General features: G+C 68.7%; 14 protein-coding genes. 6 read left to right on the top strand and 8 right to left on the bottom strand.

Annotated elements, in window-relative coordinates; genetic code table 11:
• Positions 1 to 154: 154 nt before the first annotated feature.
• The gene (gene nth / locus C5O79_RS09685) at positions 155 to 799 is read right to left on the bottom strand and encodes an endonuclease III (protein ID WP_046544697.1); all 645 of its coding nucleotides are present in this window, start codon (positions 797 to 799) and stop codon (positions 155 to 157) included.
• Entirely contained in the window at positions 796 to 1,788 is a 993-nt protein-coding gene (gene rsxB / locus C5O79_RS09690) for an electron transport complex subunit RsxB (RefSeq protein ID WP_046544698.1), read from the bottom strand. The genes nth and rsxB overlap by 4 nt, the downstream gene beginning before the upstream one ends.
• A gap of 157 nt (positions 1,789 to 1,945) precedes the next feature.
• On the opposite strand from rsxB, the gene C5O79_RS09695 reads away from it, so the two are divergent.
• Positions 1,946 to 2,578 (top strand): TetR family transcriptional regulator, encoded by a 633-nt coding sequence (locus C5O79_RS09695; RefSeq protein WP_046544699.1) that lies wholly within the window; start codon positions 1,946 to 1,948, stop codon positions 2,576 to 2,578.
• A gap of 87 nt (positions 2,579 to 2,665) precedes the next feature.
• Here the strand turns inward: C5O79_RS09695 and phaZ are convergent, their stop codons facing one another.
• Together phaZ and C5O79_RS09710 are read right to left on the bottom strand one after the other, a co-directional pair.
• Positions 2,666 to 4,147 (bottom strand): polyhydroxyalkanoate depolymerase, encoded by a 1,482-nt coding sequence (phaZ, locus tag C5O79_RS09700; RefSeq protein WP_046544700.1) that lies wholly within the window; start codon positions 4,145 to 4,147, stop codon positions 2,666 to 2,668.
• 212 nt (positions 4,148 to 4,359) lie between these two features.
• Positions 4,360 to 6,189: a glycoside hydrolase family 15 protein gene (locus C5O79_RS09710; protein WP_039370411.1), complete on the bottom strand. Its 1,830-nt coding sequence runs from the start codon at positions 6,187 to 6,189 to the stop codon at positions 4,360 to 4,362.
• A gap of 166 nt (positions 6,190 to 6,355) precedes the next feature.
• Between C5O79_RS09710 and C5O79_RS09720 the strand changes: the two genes are divergently transcribed.
• On the top strand, positions 6,356 to 7,603 hold the full coding sequence (locus C5O79_RS09720) for a lactonase family protein (RefSeq protein WP_122474218.1): 1,248 nt from the start codon (positions 6,356 to 6,358) through the stop codon (positions 7,601 to 7,603).
• Between the two features lie 120 nt (positions 7,604 to 7,723).
• On the opposite strand, the gene C5O79_RS38805 is transcribed toward C5O79_RS09720, so the two are convergent.
• Both C5O79_RS38805 and C5O79_RS09730 read right to left on the bottom strand, forming a co-directional pair.
• Positions 7,724 to 12,364, bottom strand: coding sequence for a DNA translocase FtsK (locus C5O79_RS38805; protein ID WP_122474217.1), 4,641 nt, complete (start codon positions 12,362 to 12,364; stop codon positions 7,724 to 7,726).
• Between the two features lie 177 nt (positions 12,365 to 12,541).
• A complete protein-coding gene (locus C5O79_RS09730) occupies positions 12,542 to 13,087 on the bottom strand; it encodes an META domain-containing protein (RefSeq protein ID WP_046544703.1) in 546 nt (181 codons plus the stop codon).
• A gap of 213 nt (positions 13,088 to 13,300) precedes the next feature.
• On the opposite strand from C5O79_RS09730, the gene purT reads away from it, so the two are divergent.
• From purT to C5O79_RS09755, 4 genes are all read left to right on the top strand, one after another.
• On the top strand, positions 13,301 to 14,515 hold the full coding sequence (purT, locus tag C5O79_RS09735) for a formate-dependent phosphoribosylglycinamide formyltransferase (RefSeq protein ID WP_122474216.1): 1,215 nt from the start codon (positions 13,301 to 13,303) through the stop codon (positions 14,513 to 14,515).
• A gap of 18 nt (positions 14,516 to 14,533) precedes the next feature.
• Positions 14,534 to 14,719, top strand: a complete 186-nt coding sequence (locus C5O79_RS09740) for a DUF6726 family protein (RefSeq protein WP_046544705.1) — start codon at positions 14,534 to 14,536, stop codon at positions 14,717 to 14,719.
• A gap of 73 nt (positions 14,720 to 14,792) precedes the next feature.
• Complete coding sequence (locus C5O79_RS09745; RefSeq protein ID WP_011352779.1) at positions 14,793 to 15,173, top strand: MliC family protein; 381 nt, start codon at positions 14,793 to 14,795, stop codon at positions 15,171 to 15,173.
• 395 nt (positions 15,174 to 15,568) lie between these two features.
• Complete coding sequence (locus C5O79_RS09755; RefSeq protein ID WP_047852420.1) at positions 15,569 to 17,137, top strand: DEAD/DEAH box helicase; 1,569 nt, start codon at positions 15,569 to 15,571, stop codon at positions 17,135 to 17,137.
• A 184-nt stretch (positions 17,138 to 17,321) separates the two neighbouring features.
• Here C5O79_RS09755 and gluQRS read toward each other — a convergent pair whose 3' ends face one another.
• Positions 17,322 to 18,215, bottom strand: a complete 894-nt coding sequence (gene gluQRS, locus C5O79_RS09760) for a tRNA glutamyl-Q(34) synthetase GluQRS (protein WP_046544707.1) — start codon at positions 18,213 to 18,215, stop codon at positions 17,322 to 17,324.
• Positions 18,216 to 18,237: 22 nt separating this feature from the next.
• Entirely contained in the window at positions 18,238 to 19,092 is an 855-nt protein-coding gene (locus C5O79_RS09765; protein WP_047852419.1) for a sulfurtransferase, read from the bottom strand.
• Between the last annotated feature and the right edge of the window lie 135 nt (positions 19,093 to 19,227).

Raw genomic sequence — 19,227 nt, forward strand, 5'->3', positions numbered from 1 at the left:
TGGCGCGGGTGGAGACGCGCTATCGTGGTTGCGGCTGCGGCTGCGGCTGCGGTTGCGGTTGGACGGCCGACCGACGGCCTACGGCCGACGTGGCGCGCATGCGCCCGGCCGCGTGGCGCCGGGCGGCCTGCGGCACGTCAGCGGCGGTGGCGCGTCACTCGTTGGGCGGCGGCGTCTTCGGCCGGAATTCGCACAGCGGCTCGATCGCGCAGTGCCAGCATTCGGGCCTGCGGGCCTTGCACACGTAGCGCCCGTGCAGGATCAACCAGTGATGCGCGTCCTGCAGGAATTCCTTCGGGGTGAACTTCTCGAGCGCGGACTCGACGGCGCGCACGTCCTTGCCCGGCGCGAGGCCGGTGCGGTTCGCGACGCGGAAGATATGCGTGTCGACCGCGATCGTCGGCTGGCCGAACGCGGTGTTCAGCACGACGTTCGCGGTCTTGCGGCCGACGCCCGGCAGCCCTTCGAGCGCTTCGCGATCGGCCGGCACTTCACCGTCGTAGCGGTCCAGCAGGATCCGGCACGTCGCGACCACATTTTTCGCCTTGGTCCGGTACAGGCCGATCGTCTTGATGTACTCGGTGACGCCTTCTTCGCCGAGTGCGACGATTTGTCGCGGGGTGTTCGCGACCGGAAACATCTTCCGCATCGCCTTGTTGACCGATACGTCGGTCGCCTGCGCGGACAGCATCACGGCGATCAGCAACTCGAACGGCGTCGAGTATTCGAGCTCGGTGGTCGGATGCGGATTGAGGCTCTGCAGCGTTTCGTAGATCGCGCGTCGTTTGCTGGCGTTCATGGAGCGTTCTGGTCGGGCGGTGCGGACGGCCCTCCCGGGCCGTCGTTGCCTGCGTCGTTCTCTTCGTCGTTGCCGCGCGCGGCCGCCGCTTCGGCGTCGCGCTGGGCCTGTTGTTCGGCGAGCCGCTTGCGGCGCGCCTCGGCCGCATCGATCTGCGCCTGGACGGCCGCGCTCACGCCTTCGGTGTTCTTCGGTCCGGCGTCTTGCCCGGACAGCTCTTCCTTCTTCTTGCGCGCCCGTTCGAGCGCGGCGGCGATGATCGCGCGCTTCTTCGCGTCGGCGTCGTCCGCTGCCGGTGCGGCGGATCGGGTTTCCGCTTGTGCCGCAGCCGGCTTCGCGGCACTGGCCGCGCGGCGGGCGGCCGCGCGCGCTTCGGCGGCCTCGCGTTCGCGGCGCTGGCGCGCGAGCCGCAGGTCATGGTGCTCGCGTGCGGCATCGGCCTGTTCCTGCGACCACGCGTCCCAGCCGGTGCGTTCGCCGGTCACCGGCAGCATCGCGATACAGTCGACCGGGCAGGGCGGCACGCACAGGTCGCAACCGGTGCACTGCGACTCGATGATCGTGTGCATCTGCTTCGGCGCGCCGACGATCGCGTCGACCGGGCACGCCTGCATGCACAGCGTGCAGCCGATGCACAGGCTTTCGTCGATGAAGGCGACCGCGCGCGGATGCTCGCTGCCGTTGACGGGGTTCAGCGGAATCACCGGTTTGCCGAGCAGGCTCGACAGGCGCGCGATGCCTTCGGCGCCGCCGGGCGGGCACTGGTTGTAGTTCGCGTCGCCGGCGGCGATCGCCTCGGCGTACGGGCGACAGCCGTTATAGCCGCACTTCGTGCATTGCGTCTGGGGAAGCAGATCTTCGATGCGATCTGCGAGTGTTTTGGAATCGGTCACGGTGACAACGGGCGCAGCGGCGCCGAATGGCTCTCGGCCGCGTGAAGCTCGGCCGGAAAGGTTTGCCAAAGCTCGATTATCGCCGATTTCCCGCATTGCGCTGGACGCCGTCTGTGCGCATAATCGAACCGCTTTTTTGCAGGGGCTCAGCAGGAGGGCGGCCGCCCGCGGCGCGCTCGTTCCAGGGTGCGCCGGCGCCAAGGCGGTGGGGGTGCCGGTCCGGATCACGCGGCTCACATAGCAAAACGCCACCATGAATCAGCCAAAAATCAAAAGAGATCCTGAAGGTACGCGCCGCCGCATCCTGATGGCGGCGGCCGAAGAGTTCGCGAGTGGAGGGCTGTTCGGCGCGCGCGTCGACCAGATCGCGCGCCGGGCCGAAACCAACGAGCGCATGCTCTATTACTACTTCGGCAGCAAGGAGCAGTTGTTCACGGCCGTGCTCGAACACGCGTTTTCCGCGTTGACCGAGGCCGAGCGCGAGCTCGATCTTGACGGCGTCGCGCCGGTCGAAGCCGTCACGCGGCTCGCGCATTTCGTTTGGGACTACTACCGCGACCATCCGGAACTGCTCAGGCTCATCAACAACGAGAACCTGCACGAAGCGCGCTACCTGCACAAGTCGACGCGGATCCGCGAGATGATGTCGCCGATCGTCGCGAAGCTCGGCAACGTGCTGATGCGCGGCCAGAAGGCCGGGTTGTTCCGCGCCGACGTCGATCCGTTGCGCTTCTACGTGACGCTGTCGGGGCTCGGCTACTACATCGTGTCGAACCGCTTCACGCTCGCCGCGACGCTCGGCCGGGACTTCACCGACGCCGACGAGCGCGCGGAGATGGTCAGGATGAACACCGAAGTGCTGCTCGCGTATCTGCTGAGGCGCTGATGCGCTGACCGCGCTGAAGCGGCCGCCGGATGCAAAAACGCCGCCGTGCGCAGGCAACGGCGGCGTTTTTTCGTCGGAACGCGGTGCTCAGGCAGCCTTGCGCGTGCGCACGGCCTTTGCGCGCGGGCTGCCGGCGGCGGCGCGTTTCGCGGCCGGAGCAGCCTTGACGGGAGCCGGTGCGGCGGCCTTCGCCGGCACCTTCGCACGTGTGCGCTTCGCTGCCGTGGCGCGCGTCGTTTCGGCCGGTGTGTCGCCTGCCGGCACGGCGGAGAGCGTCTTGGTGGCCCGCGTTTCCGGGACATCCTTCGTCGCACCGTGCTTCGGTTCCGGTGCATGCTCGCGGATGAAATCGCGCAGCTGCGGATAGATGATCGTGCGCCAGCGGCGGCCCGAGAAAATCCCGTAGTGACCGCACTTCTCGGCGGTCAGGCTGCGGCGCTGGTCCTGCGGGATGCCCGTGCACAGCTCATGCGCGACGTGCGTCTGGCCGCTGCCCGAGATGTCGTCGAGTTCGCCCTCGATCGTCATCAGCGCGGTGTGCCGGATGTCCTGCGGACGCACGCGTTCGCCTTGGACATCCCACGTGCCTTCGGCCAGGCGGAATTCCTGGAACACGACGCGGATCGTCTCGAGGTAATACTCGGCGGCCATGTCGAGCACCGCGTTGTATTCGTCATAGAAGCGGCGGTGCGCTTCGGCGTCGTCCTCGTCGCCGCGCAGCAGGCTCTGGTAGAAATCCCAGTGCGATTGCGCGTGGCGTTCCGGGTTCATCGCGACGAAGCCCGTGTGCTGCAGGAAGCCCGGATACACCTGACGGCCTTCGCCCGGATAGTTCGCCGGCACCGTGTGGATCACGTTGTTCTCGAACCACGCGGTCGAGTGCTGCGTGGCGAGCGAATTCACCGACGTCGGGCTGCGGCGCGCATCGATCGGGCCGCCCATCATCGTCATCGTGAGTGGCGTGTCCTCGCCGCGGCTCGCCATCAGCGAGATCGCCGCGAGCACCGGCACCGTCGGCTGGCACACCGAGATCACGTGCAGGTTGCGCGCGCCGATGTGACGGATGAACTCCTGGATGTACGCGATGTAGTCGTGCAGGTGGAACGGGCCGGTCTCGACCGGCACCATCCGCGCGTCGATCCAGTCGGTGATGTAGACCTTGTGATCCTGCAGCAGCGTGCGCACGGTGTCGCGCAGCAGCGTCGAGTGGTGGCCCGACAGCGGCGCGCAGACCAGCACGACCGGTTCGTCCTTCAGTTGCGTGACGGCGTCGGCGTCGTCCGAATAGCGCTTGAAGCGCAGCAGCCGGCAGAACGGCTTCTCGACGATCGTCTGCTCGACGATCGGGATGTTGTGGCCGTCCTTGACGATCTGATGAATGTTGAATTCGGGCTTCTCGTAATCCTTGCCGAGCCGGTACATCAGCTCGTACGCGGCGGCCATCCGCGTCGCGCCCGGCATCAGCGAGAACGGGCTGGACGGATTGGCGAACGATTTGGAAGCGGCCTGGGCCCAGGCCGTCAGCGGGCTCAGCATGGCGCGCTGGAATTCGTGCAGTTGGTAAAGCATGCAGACTACTCCCGCGTGGGGGACGGTGCGCAAGGGCGGCGTGGGGCGTCGCGGCGTGCCGTGTGGGTCAGCGACCGGCCATGGTGCACTGCAGCCGGACAATCGCGTCGATCATATCGGACAACGATGGGTGGTGCAATGCAACATTTCCCCGATTTTTCATCAAAGTTTTGCGATTTGACGATCTCTGACCAAGCCGCTCGCGCCCCCGTTCAACGCCCCGTCGCCACGGCAGGCGCGGGCTGGCCGGCTGCGCGTGCCATCGCGTCCTCGTGGTGCATCAGGTTCATCGCGGTATGCACGAGCGCCACGTGCGAGAACGCCTGCGGGAAGTTGCCGACGAGCCGTCCGGCCACCGGGTCGTACTCCTCCGCGAGCAGCCCGAGGTCGTTCGACAGCGCGAGCAGCCGGCTGAACAGGCGGTGCGCGTCGTCGATCCGGCCGAGCAGCGCATAGTTGTCGACCAGCCAGAAGCTGCAGGCGAGAAACGTGCCTTCGCCGGGCGGCAGGCCGTCGTCGTAGTCGGTCGTGCGATAGCGCATCACGAGCCCGTCGTGCAGCAATTCCCGCTCGATCGCCTCGACCGTGCCGACGATGCGCGGATCTTCCGGCGGCAGGAAGCCGAGCAGCGGCATCAGCAGCACGCTGGCGTCGAGTTCGTCGCTGCCGTAGCTCTGCGCAAACGCCTGTTTGCTTTCATGCCATGCGTTGTTGCACACGTCGGCATGGATCTGGTCGCGCAGCGCGCGCCAGCGGTCGAGCGAGCCGGGCAGCCGGAACATCTCCGCCGACTTGATCGCGCGGTCGAACGCGACCCACGCCATCACCTTCGAGAACGTGAAATGGCGGCGGCCGCCGCGCGTTTCCCAGATCCCTTCGTCGGGTTCCTGCCAGATCTTCTCGAGATGGTCGAGGAGCGCGCATTGCACGGACCAGACCGTGTCGTCGGCCTGCAGGCCGCCTACCCGCGCGAGGTGCAGCGCGGCCATCACCTCGCCGAACACGTCGAGCTGGAGCTGGTTCGCGGCGCCGTTGCCGATGCGCACCGGCTTCGAGTCCTGGTAACCGGGCAGCCAGTCGAGCTCCATTTCCGGCAGCCGGCGTTCGCCGGCGATCCCGTACATGATCTGGATCTGCTCGGGCGAGCCGGCCATCACGCGGCCGAGCCACGTGCGCCACGCGCGCGCCTCGTCGTAGTAGCCGCCGCGCATCAGCGCGAGCAGCGTGATCGTCGCGTCGCGCAGCCAGCAGTAGCGATAGTCCCAGTTGCGGTTGCCGCCGATCTTCTCGGGCAGCGACGTGGTCGGCGCCGCGACGATGCCGCCGGTCGGCTCGTATGCGAGCGCCTTCAGCGTGATCAGCGAGCGGCGCACGGCGGCCGCGTAGCGGCCCTGCACCTGGCAGCGGCCCGACCATTCGAGCCAGTAGTTCTCGGTGCGCGCGAGCATCGACAGCGGATCGCGCGCGGGCGGCAGCCGCAGATGCGAGGCTGCGTAGCTGAGCGAGAACGGCACGCGCTCGTCGGCGCTCACCGTGAATTCCGCGAGCGTGTGGAGATTCTTGCCGGTGAGCGGCACCGGCGTGCGCAGCACGACGGTGTCGGGGCCCGCGATCGCCTTCATGCCGTCCTCGCGGGTCAGCTGCGTGACCCACGGGATCGAGAATCCGTAGTCGAAGCGCAACACGAGCTCCATGCGCATCTTCATCGTGCCGTGGCGGCCGACGACGATCCGCACCAGTTCGGACCAGCCGTTGCCGGGCGGCATGAAGTCGACCACGGTGACGGCGCCGTCGGCGCTTTCGTAGTCGGTTTCGAGAATCAGCGTGTCGCCGCGATAGCGGCGCGTCGTGTGCGTGATCGCGGCGTCGGCGGCCGGTGCGAGCAGCCAGCGGCCGTGCTCGGGGGTGCCGAGAAGCGCCGCGAAGCAGGCGCCCGAATCGAAGCGGGGCCAGCACAGCCAGTCGACGGAGCCGTCTTTAGCGATCAGCGCGGCGGTGTGGCCGTCGCCGACGAGGGCGTAGTCTTCGATCAGGGCAGGCATGGGCAGGCGATCCTTGGGTATTCGAGTTCACAATGCGGACGGCGGCGGCCAAGGCTTCACGCGCTGGCACCGCGCCCCGTATACTCGGCCGGGCGGCGGAGCGCATGAACGGCCGGCGTTTCGTCCTATCTCAACACTTGAAGCGACTCGACGCAAGGAGGATTCAATGCCCAACCGTTTACGCGAGCGTGACGCACGCGCTTCGACACGAGGGTTCCCGCTTAGGCTCGCTCACTGGATGAAAGGTTTCGCGCTCGTGCTTTCCCTTTCCGCGACCCACGCATTTGCGCAGCAATCGCCCGCCCCGGCCGCCGGCGTCTACAACCTGCTCGTCGGCACCTATACGGGAGGCGGCAGCGATGGAATCTATGTTTACCGCTTCGATACGAAAACCGGCAGTGTCGCGCCGGTATCGTCGGCGAAGACCGTGAATCCGTCGTACCTGTTGCCGAGCCGCGACGGTCGCACCGTCTACGCGGTCAACGAACTGCCCGGCGACGACGGGCCGGCGACGACGCGCGGCGGCGTCAGCGCATTCCGCTTCGATGCGAAGACGGGCGCGCTGAGTTTCATCGACCGCGTGTCGTCGGAAGGGAACGATCCTTGCTATCTCGCGCTGTCGCCCGACGGCAAGTACCTGGTGACCGCCAACTACTCGGTCGCCAAGGATCCGGGCGGCAGCTTTTCGGTGTTTCCGCTGCGCGACGACGGCGCGATCGGCCAGGCCGCGCTGACCGTGCACCATGAAGGCACGGGGCCCGTGAAGGGCCGCCAGGATGGCGCGCACGTGCATTCGACGGTGTTTTCGCCGGACGGCCGTTATCTGTTCGTACAGGATCTCGGCGCGGACAAGCTCTACGGCTACCGCTACACGGTGGACGGCAGCCGCGGGCTGATCAGCCCGACCGACACGCGCTACACGCCGGTGAAGGCGGGCTCGGGCCCGCGTCACATGGTGTTCGGCGCCGACGGCCGGTACGCGTACGTGACGAGCGAGCTCAACGCGTCGGTCGAGGTGTTCGGCTACCACGACGGCAAGCTGACGCCGGTCGAGACGGTGCCGATGACCGCGCCGGGCTTCAAGGGCAAGGTCGGCGGCGGTGCGATCCACCTGTCGCCGGACGGCCGCTTCCTGTACGTGAGCAACCGCGGCGACGCGAACGACCTGGTGATTTACGCAGTGAACCAGGCCGACGGCCGGCTGAAGCACGTCGGCCGCCAGTCGAGCCTCGGCAAGACGCCGCGCGAGTTCCTGATCGATCCGACCGGCAAGTGGCTGATCGTCGGCAACCAGGACAGCGATACGTTCTACGTGTTCAGCCGAAATGTCGAAACGGGGCAGCTCGGCCCGAATCCGCAGAAGGTGGAGGTCGGCAAGCCGGTCGACTTCAAGCTGGTGCCGGTCGCGTCGTAAATTGCGGCCGATTTCCGGTCGATGCAAGAAGGGCGCTGCCGATGCAGCGCCCTTCGTATGTCGGGCAGCCGCTTGCGCGGCGCGCCCGTATCGATGCCCGCAGCCGTGCTGCCGGCGTGCTCAGTCGGCAGCGGCCGGCACGAGCACCTCGCGGCTGCCGTTGATGCCCATCGCCGACACGAGGCCCGCGGCTTCCATCTGCTCGACGAGCCGCGCCGCGCGGTTGTAACCGATGCGCAACTGCCGCTGCACCGACGAGATCGACGCGCGCCGCGTGCGCACGACGAACGCGACGGCTTCGTCGTACAGCGGATCGGCTTCAGCATCCGGTGCATCGCCGAACAGGTCCTGCGTCGCGCCGTCGGCGGCCGGGCCGTCGAGGATCCCTTCCTCGTATTGCGGCTCGCCGAACTGCTTCAGGTACTCAACGACCCGATGCACTTCTTCGTCCGCGACGAATGCGCCGTGCACGCGCTGCGGATAACCGGTGCCCGGCGGCAGGAACAGCATGTCGCCCATCCCGAGCAGCGATTCGGCGCCCATCTGGTCGAGGATCGTGCGCGAGTCGATCTTCGACGACACCTGGAACGCGACGCGCGTCGGGATGTTCGCCTTGATCAGGCCCGTGATCACGTCGACGGACGGACGCTGCGTCGCGAGGATCAGGTGGATGCCGGCCGCACGCGCCTTCTGCGCGAGGCGGGCGATCAGCTCTTCGATCTTCTTGCCGGCGACCATCATCAGGTCGGCCAGCTCGTCGATCACGACGACGATCAGCGGCAGCGTCGACAGCGGCTCCGGATCCTCGGGCGTCAGCGAGAACGGGTTGCCGATCTTCTTTTCCTTTGCCTCGGCATCGCGGATCTTCTGGTTGAAGCCCGCGAGGTTGCGCACGCCGACGGCCGACATCAGCCGGTAGCGCTTTTCCATCTCGCCTACGCACCAGTTCAGTGCGTTCGCCGCGAGCTTCATGTCGGTGACGACCGGCGCGAGCAGGTGCGGGATGCCTTCGTAGACCGACAATTCCAGCATCTTCGGGTCGATCATGATGAGCCGCACGTCCTCGGGTGTCGCCTTGTACAGCAGCGACAGGATCATCGCGTTGATCGCGACCGACTTGCCCGAGCCCGTCGTGCCCGCGACGAGCATGTGCGGCGCCTTCGCGAGATCGGTGACGACCGGGTGGCCGGTAATGTCCTTGCCCATCGCGATCGTCAGCTGCGAGGCCGAGTGCTGGTACTGGCGCGACTCGAGAATTTCCGACAGGCGGATCATCTGGCGCTTCGCGTTCGGCAGTTCGAGGCCCATGCAGGTCTTGCCGGGAATCGTCTCGACGACGCGGATCGACGTGAGGCCGAGGCCGCGCGACAGGTCCTTCATCAGCCCGACGATCTGGCTGCCGCGCACGCCGAGCGCGGGTTCGATCTCGAAGCGCGTGATCACGGGGCCGGCGGATGCGCCGACCACCGTCACCGGCACCTTGAATTCCTGCAGCCGCTGTTCGATCACCTGCGCTGTTTGCGCGAGGTGTTCGTCGGTGATCGTTTCGATGTCGCCGGAAGCGGACGCGCGCTCGAGCAGGTCGAGCGTCGGCAGTTCGACGCTGAACGACGCGGGTGCGTGGAATTCGAAGGCGTTCGGGCGCGGCTGGCGCGCGGGGGTGTCGGGGGCCGGGGAGCCGGCTGCGGCAGGTGCGGCCGGTTCGGTTGCCGGGGTGGTTGCTTCGGCCGGCGGGGCAGCGGGGATCGCCGGTGCGGACAGGCTCGCGCCGGGGATCGTTGCTGCGGGTTGCGGCGGTACCACGGGCGATGTGGCTGACGGTGCCGCGGCGACATTCGACACGGCCCAGCTTGCCGGCGACGAGGTCGGGGCGGCCGGGGGGGCGAACGTCGTGGCTTCGATGGCAGCAGGTGCGGAAGCAATCGACGGAGCCAGTGCCGCAGTGGTTGCGCCGAAGGATGTCAGCGAGCCGGAGATCGGTTGAGCCGGAGTTGTCGCGGCGGTGGTGATCGGTGCGACTGCGCCGGAGGACGTTGCCGTCGTGGCGGCAGGGGCCGCCGGCACGGGCAGGCTCGCGGCCGGCTGCGATGCGATTGCGCCGGAGGGGCTGAATGTGCCGAATGCCGTACCCGTCGACGAGGTTGCCGGGGTGGCCGGATGCGTCGGGGCAGGCGCGGCGGACGGAGCAGCGCTCGAGCCGGACATGACATTCACGGGTGCCGAGGGAGAGACCGCCGGCGTGCTCGAACCGGATGTCGAGGCCGTCGGGCTGGCTGTCGACGGCGTCACGGCAGGCACGACGGGCGATGCGGGTGTTGTTGCCCGGGAGAACGAACCGTCAGTCGTGTCCGTCACGGTCGATGCCGATGCGGTCGGCGACGACGTGGCGCCGGTCACGACGGGGGAAGACACAACCGCGGATGCCGAAGCGGCCGGCTGCGACAGCGAAGCCGACGAAGCACCGGTGACGCCGATCGGAGATGCCGGCGGAACAACTGCAAAGGTCGTCGCAACCGGTTGAGCAAGCGAGCCGGATGCCGTGCCGATCACCCCATCCGACGAGTCGGAAACGGTGACAGGCGCAATGCCCGATGCGAATGCAGGCGCTTGCGCGGTCGAACCGTGGGCGGTGCCGACGAGCGGTGACGCAGTCCCTGCCGAAGCCGTTTGCGTGGCGGCAAACGGTTGAGCGGCAACCGGCGATTTCGGCAATTCCTCGGTGACAGGCGTATTTGTCGTGGCCGGTTGTGCCGTCGAAGGCGTCCACGTCCATGCTGTCGCTGGTGCGGTGCCTTGAGCGATTGCCGCCGGCGGCGCTGCAGGTTCCACCGTGTCCGGCTTGTCAGCATCCAGTGCGGCACTCGACGCAGCCGGTGCCGCCGCCGCAAACGGCCTGGTTTCGGCACTTGCGCGCGGCGTCGTTTCGGCGATCGGCGAAGAGGGGAGGGCCGCGAACGGCGCGATGTTCTCGGCGGGCTTCACGTCGGCGTGCGCATCAACGATGTCCTGCACGCTGGCCGATGCGGTGCGATCGATTGCAGGAGCGGGTTGCGCGGTGGACTTGTCGTCGGTATCGAACGATGCCGGCGGGTTGCTCGTGGCGGGGTCTTGGGCCGCCTCGGTCCTTGCTTGCGCGAAGGCGGCATGGGCCGCTTCCGATCCCGTCACATTCGTCGATGACTCGGCGACCGGGTTCCAGGCGGACGCGTCGAACGCGGAAACCGGCGGGCTGGCGAGGTCTTCCCACGGTGCGAGGTCGATGGGCGCGTCGAACGACGGCGCGGGCGCGATCCCCGATGCCGGCGTGGCAGCGACATCGTTCGCGTGCCGGATCTCGTCATTGGCGTGATGAGGGAACGCGCCGTCGTCGCCGCTGGTATTCGACACCGTGTGCGGTGCGGCGGCGTCGAATGCCACGGCGCCCGCATCGGAGATCGGTGCATGGGCAGCGGGCGCTGCCGGCATGAACGCGTCGAGCACGATCGGTGCGTTGTCGTCGTACGCCGGCGCCGGATCGTGGGCGAGCGGAGCACTGGCGTCACGCGCTGCGAGGCCGTGGGCCGTGGAGGCGAGCCCGGTCGGCACGGCCGCTGCCGCCGGCGCTGCCATGCCGGCAGCAGCCGCGGCGACACCGGCCACGGTTGCCGCTGCCGCCGCGTGCCCGGCATCGTCCTGCGCACCGGCCAGTGTCGCCCACTGGGCGGTGCTGGCTTCGATCGAGCGCAGCGTGTCGTGCACGCTCGGCGCCGGTGTGATCGGCGCGGCAGGCTTTTCCGTCCACGCATAGAGCGGTGCACGCGCTGGCGTCGGCTGTGCCGGGCGACGTCGTGCCGCATCGGGCGGAAGGCCGGCCGAACCGGTTCCTGCGGCGGGGCGTACCGGCGGGCGCTGCGGCTGCGTGGCGGCCGGCCGCGGCGTGACCGTGGCACGCGGCGGGGTCGGCTTCAATGCGGCGGTGGCCGGCCGCGCGGCAGTCGGCCGCGGGCGGACAGGTTGGAATCCGGCAGGAAGCGGGGCCGGATCGGGGCGCGGGACTTGCGAGTTCGCGGCTGCACGCGCGAGGCTGGCGGTGCTGCCGGTCGTCGGCGGCGGCATCGCGGTGGCCGGCGTGATCGGCGCGGGCGGTGTCGGCATGCTGCGCTGGGGCGCGGTCGGTTTCAACCAGCCCGACGGCGCGACAGGTTCCACGTGCGGGCGCGCAGGCGTGCTGCTGCGCGGCTTCGGCCGCGCCTGCGGGTCGGGTTTCCATAGCGTCGGGCGCGAATACCGGCCGTTCTGGCGCGGCGCCATCGAATTGACGGTATGCGCGGTGGTCGGCTGGACGACGTCGTCGTCGCGATGCAACGCGCTGCGCGGCAGGTCGGCGATGCCGCGCGCTTCGTCATCACCGCCGTCGCGCGCCAGCTTGACGCCGAACGACGTATCGACCCACGCGGCGAATTGGCGCCAGCCGATGCCGGTCAGCCAGGGCAGCCCGGCGAAGAACAGCACGACCATCGCGACCGGCGTGCCGATCGGGCCGAGCACGTGGGCGAAGCCTGCCGAGAACGCATGGCCGAGCGCGTTCGAGTCGGGGCCCGACAGCGGGCTCGTCAGCGTGCAGCTCGCCACGAATACCGCGGCGAAGCCGAGCCACAGACGGATCGAGCCGCGTCCGGCAAGCCCGACACCGCCAGGCAGCATCGCCTGCACGAGACGCCAGAAGAGAAGGAGGAACCAGACGGCGGAGATGCCGAACCAGCCGAAGACTACCGTGTGCATGCTTTGAAACAGGAGTGGGGAGGGGCGCGCGGGGCGCGACCCGCCGAGTTTAACCGGCCGGCGAACAAGACTCTAACGCGGCGTGCATTCAGATTCACGCCGTGCGACGCGTGGCGCGGCACACGCGCGTGGCGCGCCACGCGAAGGCGGTCGGTCGGCCTTCGCGCGCGCCGTGCATCAGGGGCTCCGGTGCGTGAAGGTGAGCGTTGCGCCGGACGTGGTCACGAGCTGCAATTGCTGCGGCTCGCGCATCTGCACGCCGGTCTTGTCGACGTGGGCGAGCGCGTCGAGGTACGCGGTTTCGAGCTGGCCGCCGAGCGTATTCGGGCAGGCCATCCGCGTGCCGGCGAGCGGCCCGAAGCTCAGCAGGCCGTTCTTGATCGCGTAGGTGCCCATGTAGCGATTGCAGCCTGAGAACCCGCTGGCGCGCCGGATGCCCGAGTCGGTCGACAGTGCGAGCTTGATCGGCTCGCCGTTGTCGCCGTGCGGGATCGCGCGCTGCGTGCCGTCGGCATTCAGCCAACTGGTGAGTTCCCAGCTCGTATCGTCGAGCAGCTGGACGGCGGCCGGGTTGTACGGGTCGGGCGCGGGGGCGGCGGAGTCGGGATGGGTCGGCATCGCGCAGGCGGCGAGAAGCGTGGCAAGCGTCAACGCACAGAGCGGCGCGCGCAACGGGCGAAGCAGGCCGTTGCGTGCGCGTGCGGCGGCGGACAGGTGGGACATGAGCCTCGTTCCTCATCGGATTCTGATCAAGGCGTAAGAGTAACGCACCCGTGCCGCGGCAGGCGAGCCGACACTTCACGCGTGAAAACGTTCGCAGCCCGCTCGCGAGCGGCCCGCGGCCAGTTGCCGGCGCGGCGAAACGCGCAAAACCGGCGCCGTGGCGCGTGTTAACATCGGAGCCGTTTTCGTCCTCCACCAGAAGCGGGTAATCACATGCAGATCGGTCAGCGGCTCGGTACGCCGCTCTCACCCTCGGCCACGCGCGTCATGCTGCTTGGCGCCGGCGAACTCGGCAAGGAAGTCATCATCGCATTGCAGCGGCTCGGCGTCGAAGTCGTCGCGGTCGACCGCTATCCCGATGCACCGGGCCACCAGGTCGCACATCGCGCGCACGTGATCGACATGACGGACGCCGCCGCGTTGCGCGCGCTCGTCGAGGCGGAGCGGCCGCACCTGATCGTGCCGGAGATCGAGGCGATCGCGACCGATGCGCTCGCGGCGATCGAGACGGCCGGCCTCGCCGAGGTGATCCCGACCGCGCGCGCGACGCAGCTCACGATGAATCGCGAAGGAATCCGCCGGCTCGCGGCCGAGGAGCTCGGCCTGCCGACCTCGCCGTATGCGTTCGCGGATTCGTTCGAGGCGTTCAGCGCGGCGATCGCGAAGATCGGCATGCCGTGCGTCGTCAAGCCCGTGATGTCGTCGTCGGGCAAGGGGCAGTCGGTCGTGAAGACCGAGGCCGACGTGAAGCCGGCGTGGGACTACGCGATGGCTGGCGGGCGTGTGAACCACGGCCGCGTGATCGTCGAGGGCTTCGTCGATTTCGACTACGAGATCACGCAGCTCACCGTGCGCGCGATCGATCCGGCGACGAACGCCACCCGCACCTATTTCTGCGAGCCCGTCGGCCACGTGCAGGTCGCGGGCGACTACGTCGAATCGTGGCAGCCGCAGCCGATGAGCGCGGTGGCGCTCGAGAAGTCGCGCGAGATCGCGCACAAGGTCACCGAGGCGCTCGGCGGGCGCGGGATGTTCGGCGTCGAGCTGTTCGTGCGCGGCGACGACGTGTGGTTCTCCGAGGTGAGCCCGCGGCCGCACGATACGGGCCTCGTCACGCTCGCGTCGCAGCGCCAGTCGGAATTCGAGCTGCACGCGCGTGCCATTCTCGGGCTGCCGGTCGATCCGGCGCTCGGTACGCCGGCCGCGTCGGCCGTGATCTACGGCGGGCTCGACGAGCGCGGGATCGCGTTCGAGGGCGTGCGCGACGCGCTCGCGGTGCCGGGCACCGACCTGCGCCTGTTCGGCAAGCCGGAAAGTTTCGCGAAGCGGCGCATGGGCGTCGCGCTGGCGACCGGCGCGACCGTCGACGAAGCCCGCGACCGCGCGAAGCGCGCCGCCGCGGCCGTCCGGCCGGTGTCGGCCCGCTGACGTAATCAGGAGAGGACGATGACGCCGAAGTGGCTGCGTATCGGAAAGCTGGCCGCCGCGCTGGCGCTTGCAGTGAGCCTCGCGGGTTGCGGGCTCGCGGCCGCACCGTGCCGGGTGGCCTCGGCCGGGCTCAAGATCGTGCCGCTCGTCGGCCATGTCGCGGCTGCGCCGACCGACGCGTGTGCCGACGTCATCGATCCCTGATCGCGACCCGCTCGCCAACAACAATCACGCGCCCCGCGGGGCGCGTTTCCACCCGTCTCGTGAGAGGACCTGCATGATTCGCCAAACCCTCGCCGCGCTCGCGCTCGCCGGCACGGCTGTTTCCGTCGCGCATGCCGCGCAGCTGACCGTCGAGGAGATCGACGCCGATTCGCGCCAGTTCACCGTCTACCAGTGCGCGAACCAGAAGCAGCCGGTGCGCGTGTCGTACTGGCTCGCGGGCAACGGCCAGAGCTTCGCGCTCGTGCCGGTCAACGGGAAGCAGATGCTGTTCGTCGACACCGTGTCGGCGTCGGGCGCGCGCTACCAGGCCGGCCGCTATACGTGGTGGACGAAGGGCAAGGAGGCGACGCTGCGCGACGAGATCGCCGACCAGAGCTCGCCGCCGCTGCTGGGCGACTGCGTGCAGGTCGAGAAGAAAAAGAAGAAGGGCTGAGCGCCGGGCGGGAACTCGGATCGTATCGCAGGTGCCGGCCGGTGGCCGGCTTCCGGGCCTGACAGCTCGGCACGCCGGCTGGCAGCGGGAGATTGGGCAAGACGATACGGGATCGGGCCCCTTAAATCGTCCACTGGCCGATTCGGATAGCCCGATCGGGGCCTTCCCCCGGCCGCGCGGGCCTGCCCGGGCCCGCCGCGCGAACCGCCGTTGTGGCGGTTCGCCGCGTTGTCACGGACAGATGGCCGCGCAGTGCTACAATACGCCCCTTTCCGCCGGCATTCGCGCCGAACGGAGTCCGCACGGCCTGGCGTCCAGCGTTCACATTGAACCGGTCCCAAGCGCCAGAGCGGCGCCGCGCGGCGCGCCGCGGCTCCGTCTATTTCCGAATTGTGATGAGCGCAGGCCCGGCTGGCCTGACGCACGATGTCCCCGCCGCGCCTTTTGAGCGAAACGCCACCATGTCCGATTCTGTCGCCAAGCCCGTCGACGCAACCTTCGATCAATTCGGCCTTGCCGCCGATATCCTGAAAGCCATTGCGGAGCAGGGCTATACGACGCCGACGCCGATCCAGGCGCAGGCCATTCCGGTCGTGCTCGCCGGCCGCGACGTCATGGGCGCCGCGCAAACGGGCACCGGCAAGACCGCGAGCTTCTCGCTGCCGATCATCCAGCGCCTGCTGCCGCAGGCCAACACGAGCGCGTCTCCGGCGCGCCACCCGGTGCGCGCGCTGATCCTCACGCCGACCCGCGAGCTCGCCGACCAGGTCGCCGCGAACGTGCACGCGTATGCGAAGCACACGCCGCTGCGCAGCGCGGTCGTGTTCGGCGGCGTCGACATGAACCCGCAAATGGCCGAACTGCGCCGCGGCGTCGAGATCCTGATCGCGACGCCGGGCCGCCTGCTCGATCACGTGCAGCAGAAGACGGCGAATCTCGGCCAGGTGCAGATCCTCGTGCTCGACGAAGCCGACCGGATGCTCGACATGGGCTTCCTGCCGGATCTGCAGCGCATCCTGAACCTGCTGCCGAAGGAGCGCCAGACGCTGCTGTTCTCGGCCACCTTCTCGGGCGAAATCAAGAAGCTCGCGTCGACCTACCTGCGCAACCCGCAGACGATCGAGGTCGCGCGCAGCAACTCGACGAACGCGAACGTCACGCAGATCGTCTACGACGTCGCCGAAGGCGACAAGCAGGCGGCCGTCGTGCAACTGCTGCGCGATCGCGGCCTCAAGCAGGTGATCGTGTTCTGCAACAGCAAGATCGGCGCAAGCCGCCTTGCGCGCAATCTCGAGCGCGACGGCGTGGTCGCGTCGGCGATCCACGGCGACAAGACGCAGATCGAACGGATGCAGGCACTCGACGCGTTCAAGCGCGGCGAGATCGAGGCGCTGGTCGCGACCGACGTGGCCGCGCGCGGCCTCGACATCGCCGAACTGCCGGCCGTGATCAACTTCGACCTGCCGTTCAGCGCGGAAGACTACGTGCACCGGATCGGCCGTACCGGCCGTGCGGGTGCGACGGGCGACGCGCTGTCGCTGTGCAGCCCGAACGAGCGCAAGCAGCTCGCCGATATCGAGAAGCTGATCAAGCGTCCGCTCGAAGTGCAGACGCTCGCGCTCGACAAGCCGGCGCGCCATCGTCACGACGAGCGAGGCAGTGAGCGCGGCGGCGATCGCAACAGCGAGCGCGGTGGCGAACGAGGCGGTGAGCGAGGCGGCCGTCGCGATCGCGATGAGCATCGTGGCGCAGCGGGGCGCCGGCCGGCCGGCGCCGAGCGCGGCCATCACCGTCGCCACGAAGCGCCGGTCGACGATTTCTTCCTGAAGCCGTACGAGCCGTCGGTGCCGGCGAAGCAGCACGACGACGCGCAGCCTGCGCAGCAGCCCGAGAAGAAGGGACCGAAGCGTCAGGTCGCCGCACTGCTCGGCGGGTTCGGGATGCCGCGCAAGCCGTCGGCTTAAGCCGGGAGGACGTGACGGCGCAGCGCGCGAGCGCTGCAGGAGAAGCGGGTGCATGCGATGAGCATGCGCCCGTTTTTCATTGTGGCTGCGGCTCGATGGGGGAAGCCAGCACGCTGCGTCGGGGGGGATGCAGTCGGCATCCGGCTCAATCCCCGGTCGCCGCGAAATCGGCGCGCTGCGTGCGTCAGCCGGCCTGCGGCCCGAAGCGCATCGCCCATGCGGCCGTGGCGGCGGCGTAGAACGTATCGAGCGTGGTGCCTGCGAGCGTGCCGTCGGGGGCAAGACCCAGGTGCGCGGCCGCGGCCTGCAGCGCCGGCAGCGGATTGTTGCGTTCGAGCGCGGTCGCGCCGGTCTGCTTGCTGAGCTTCTCGCCGTTGGCATCGACGACGACGGGCACGTGCAGGTATTGCGGCGTCGGCACGCCGAGGCAGTGCTGCAGGTGAATCTGGCGTGCGGTCGAGTCGAGCAGGTCGGCGCCGCGCACGACGTGCGTGATGTGCGCGTCGGCATCGTCGACGACGACCGCGAGCTGGTAGGCCCATTGGCCGTCCGCGCGCTTCAGCACGAAATCGCCGACCTCGGTCGCGAGGTTCTGCGATTGCGTGTGCTGCCAGCGATCGTCGAACGTGACGATCGCGTCGTCGCCGTCCGGCACGCGCAGCCGCCAGGCGCGCGCGGGCTTGCCGTGCAGCCCGGTGCGGCAGGTGCCCGGGTAGGCGAGCGTCGTGTGGCGCTCGTGCGCGGCGCGCAGCGAATCGGCGATTTCCTTGCGCGTGCAGCCGCACGGATAGACGAGCCCGGCCGCGACGAGCCGCTCGAGCGCAGCCGTATACGCAGCATCGCGCGTGCTTTGCCAGACGGGCGGCTCGTCGGGCGTCATGCCGAAATGCGCGAGCGTCGCGAGGATGTCGTCGGCGGCGCCGGGCACCGTGCGCGGGCCGTCGAGATCCTCGATGCGCACGAGCCATGCGCCGCCGTGCGCGCGCGCGTCGAGCCAGCTCGCGAGGGCGCCGACCAGCGAGCCGAAATGCAGCGGGCCGGTGGGCGACGGCGCGAAGCGGCCGCGATAGCCGGTCATCGGGGCGCGGGGCAGTGCGCGCTTACGCGGCGCTGGCCGCCGGTACGCAGGCCGGGCACGATTTGCCGGGCACGTAGCTCGGCGACTGTTGCGCTTCCGGCGTGACGACCGCGCGGCACGCGAAGCACGTGACGTTCTCGGTGGGCTGGAGTTGCGGATTCAGCGCGGTGCGGTAGTCGAACACGAAGCAGTCGCCGTGATAGTGCGCGCCGCCGACTTCCTCGAAGTACTTCAGGATCCCGCCTTCGAGCTGGTACACGTTCTCGATGCCGATTTCCTTCATGTGGATCGCGGCCTTCTCGCAGCGGATGCCGCCCGTGCAGAACGACACGACCGTCTTGCCTTCGAGGTCGGCGCGGTTCGCGTCGATCACTTCGGGGAATTCGCTGAACTTGTCGATCCGGTAGTCGAGCGCGTCGTCGAACGTGCCGACGTCGACTTCGAAGGCGTTGCGCGTGTCGAGCATCACGACCGGGCGGCCCGTGTCGTCGTGGCCGCGGTCGAGCCAGGTCTTCAGCGTGCGCGCGTCGACGAACGGCGCACGGCCGAGTTCCGGCTTGATCGCCGGCTTCTTCATCGTGATGATTTCGCGCTTCAGGCGCACGAGCATGCGGCGGAAGGGCTGCGAGTCGGACAGGCTTTCCTTGAACTGCAGCGTCGCGAACTTGCCTTCGAACAGCGGATCGTGGCGGATGTAAGCAATGAACGCGTCGGCGGCTTCGCGCGTGCCGGCGATGAACAGGTTGATGCCTTCCGGCGCGAGCAGGATCGTGCCGCGCAGGCCGAGTTCGTTGCAGCGGGCGGTGACGAGCGGGCGCCATTGCTCGTTCGTGTCGAGCGACACGAAGTGGTAGGCGGCGAGATTGACGATGGTCATGATGGTCCGACGGGAAAACGGCCGCACGGCGGCCCGCAAAAAAGGGTGCGAAGCCGGGGCGTTGATTCGAAAAACCGTATTATCCCGCAAACCGCGCCCAGGCCGGCACCCTGCCGTTTGGCCAGCCATGCGACG

The sequence above is a fragment of the Burkholderia sp. SRS-25 genome, from assembly GCF_004343765.1.
In the GTDB taxonomy this organism is placed as follows: Bacteria; Pseudomonadota; Gammaproteobacteria; order Burkholderiales; family Burkholderiaceae; genus Burkholderia; species Burkholderia contaminans.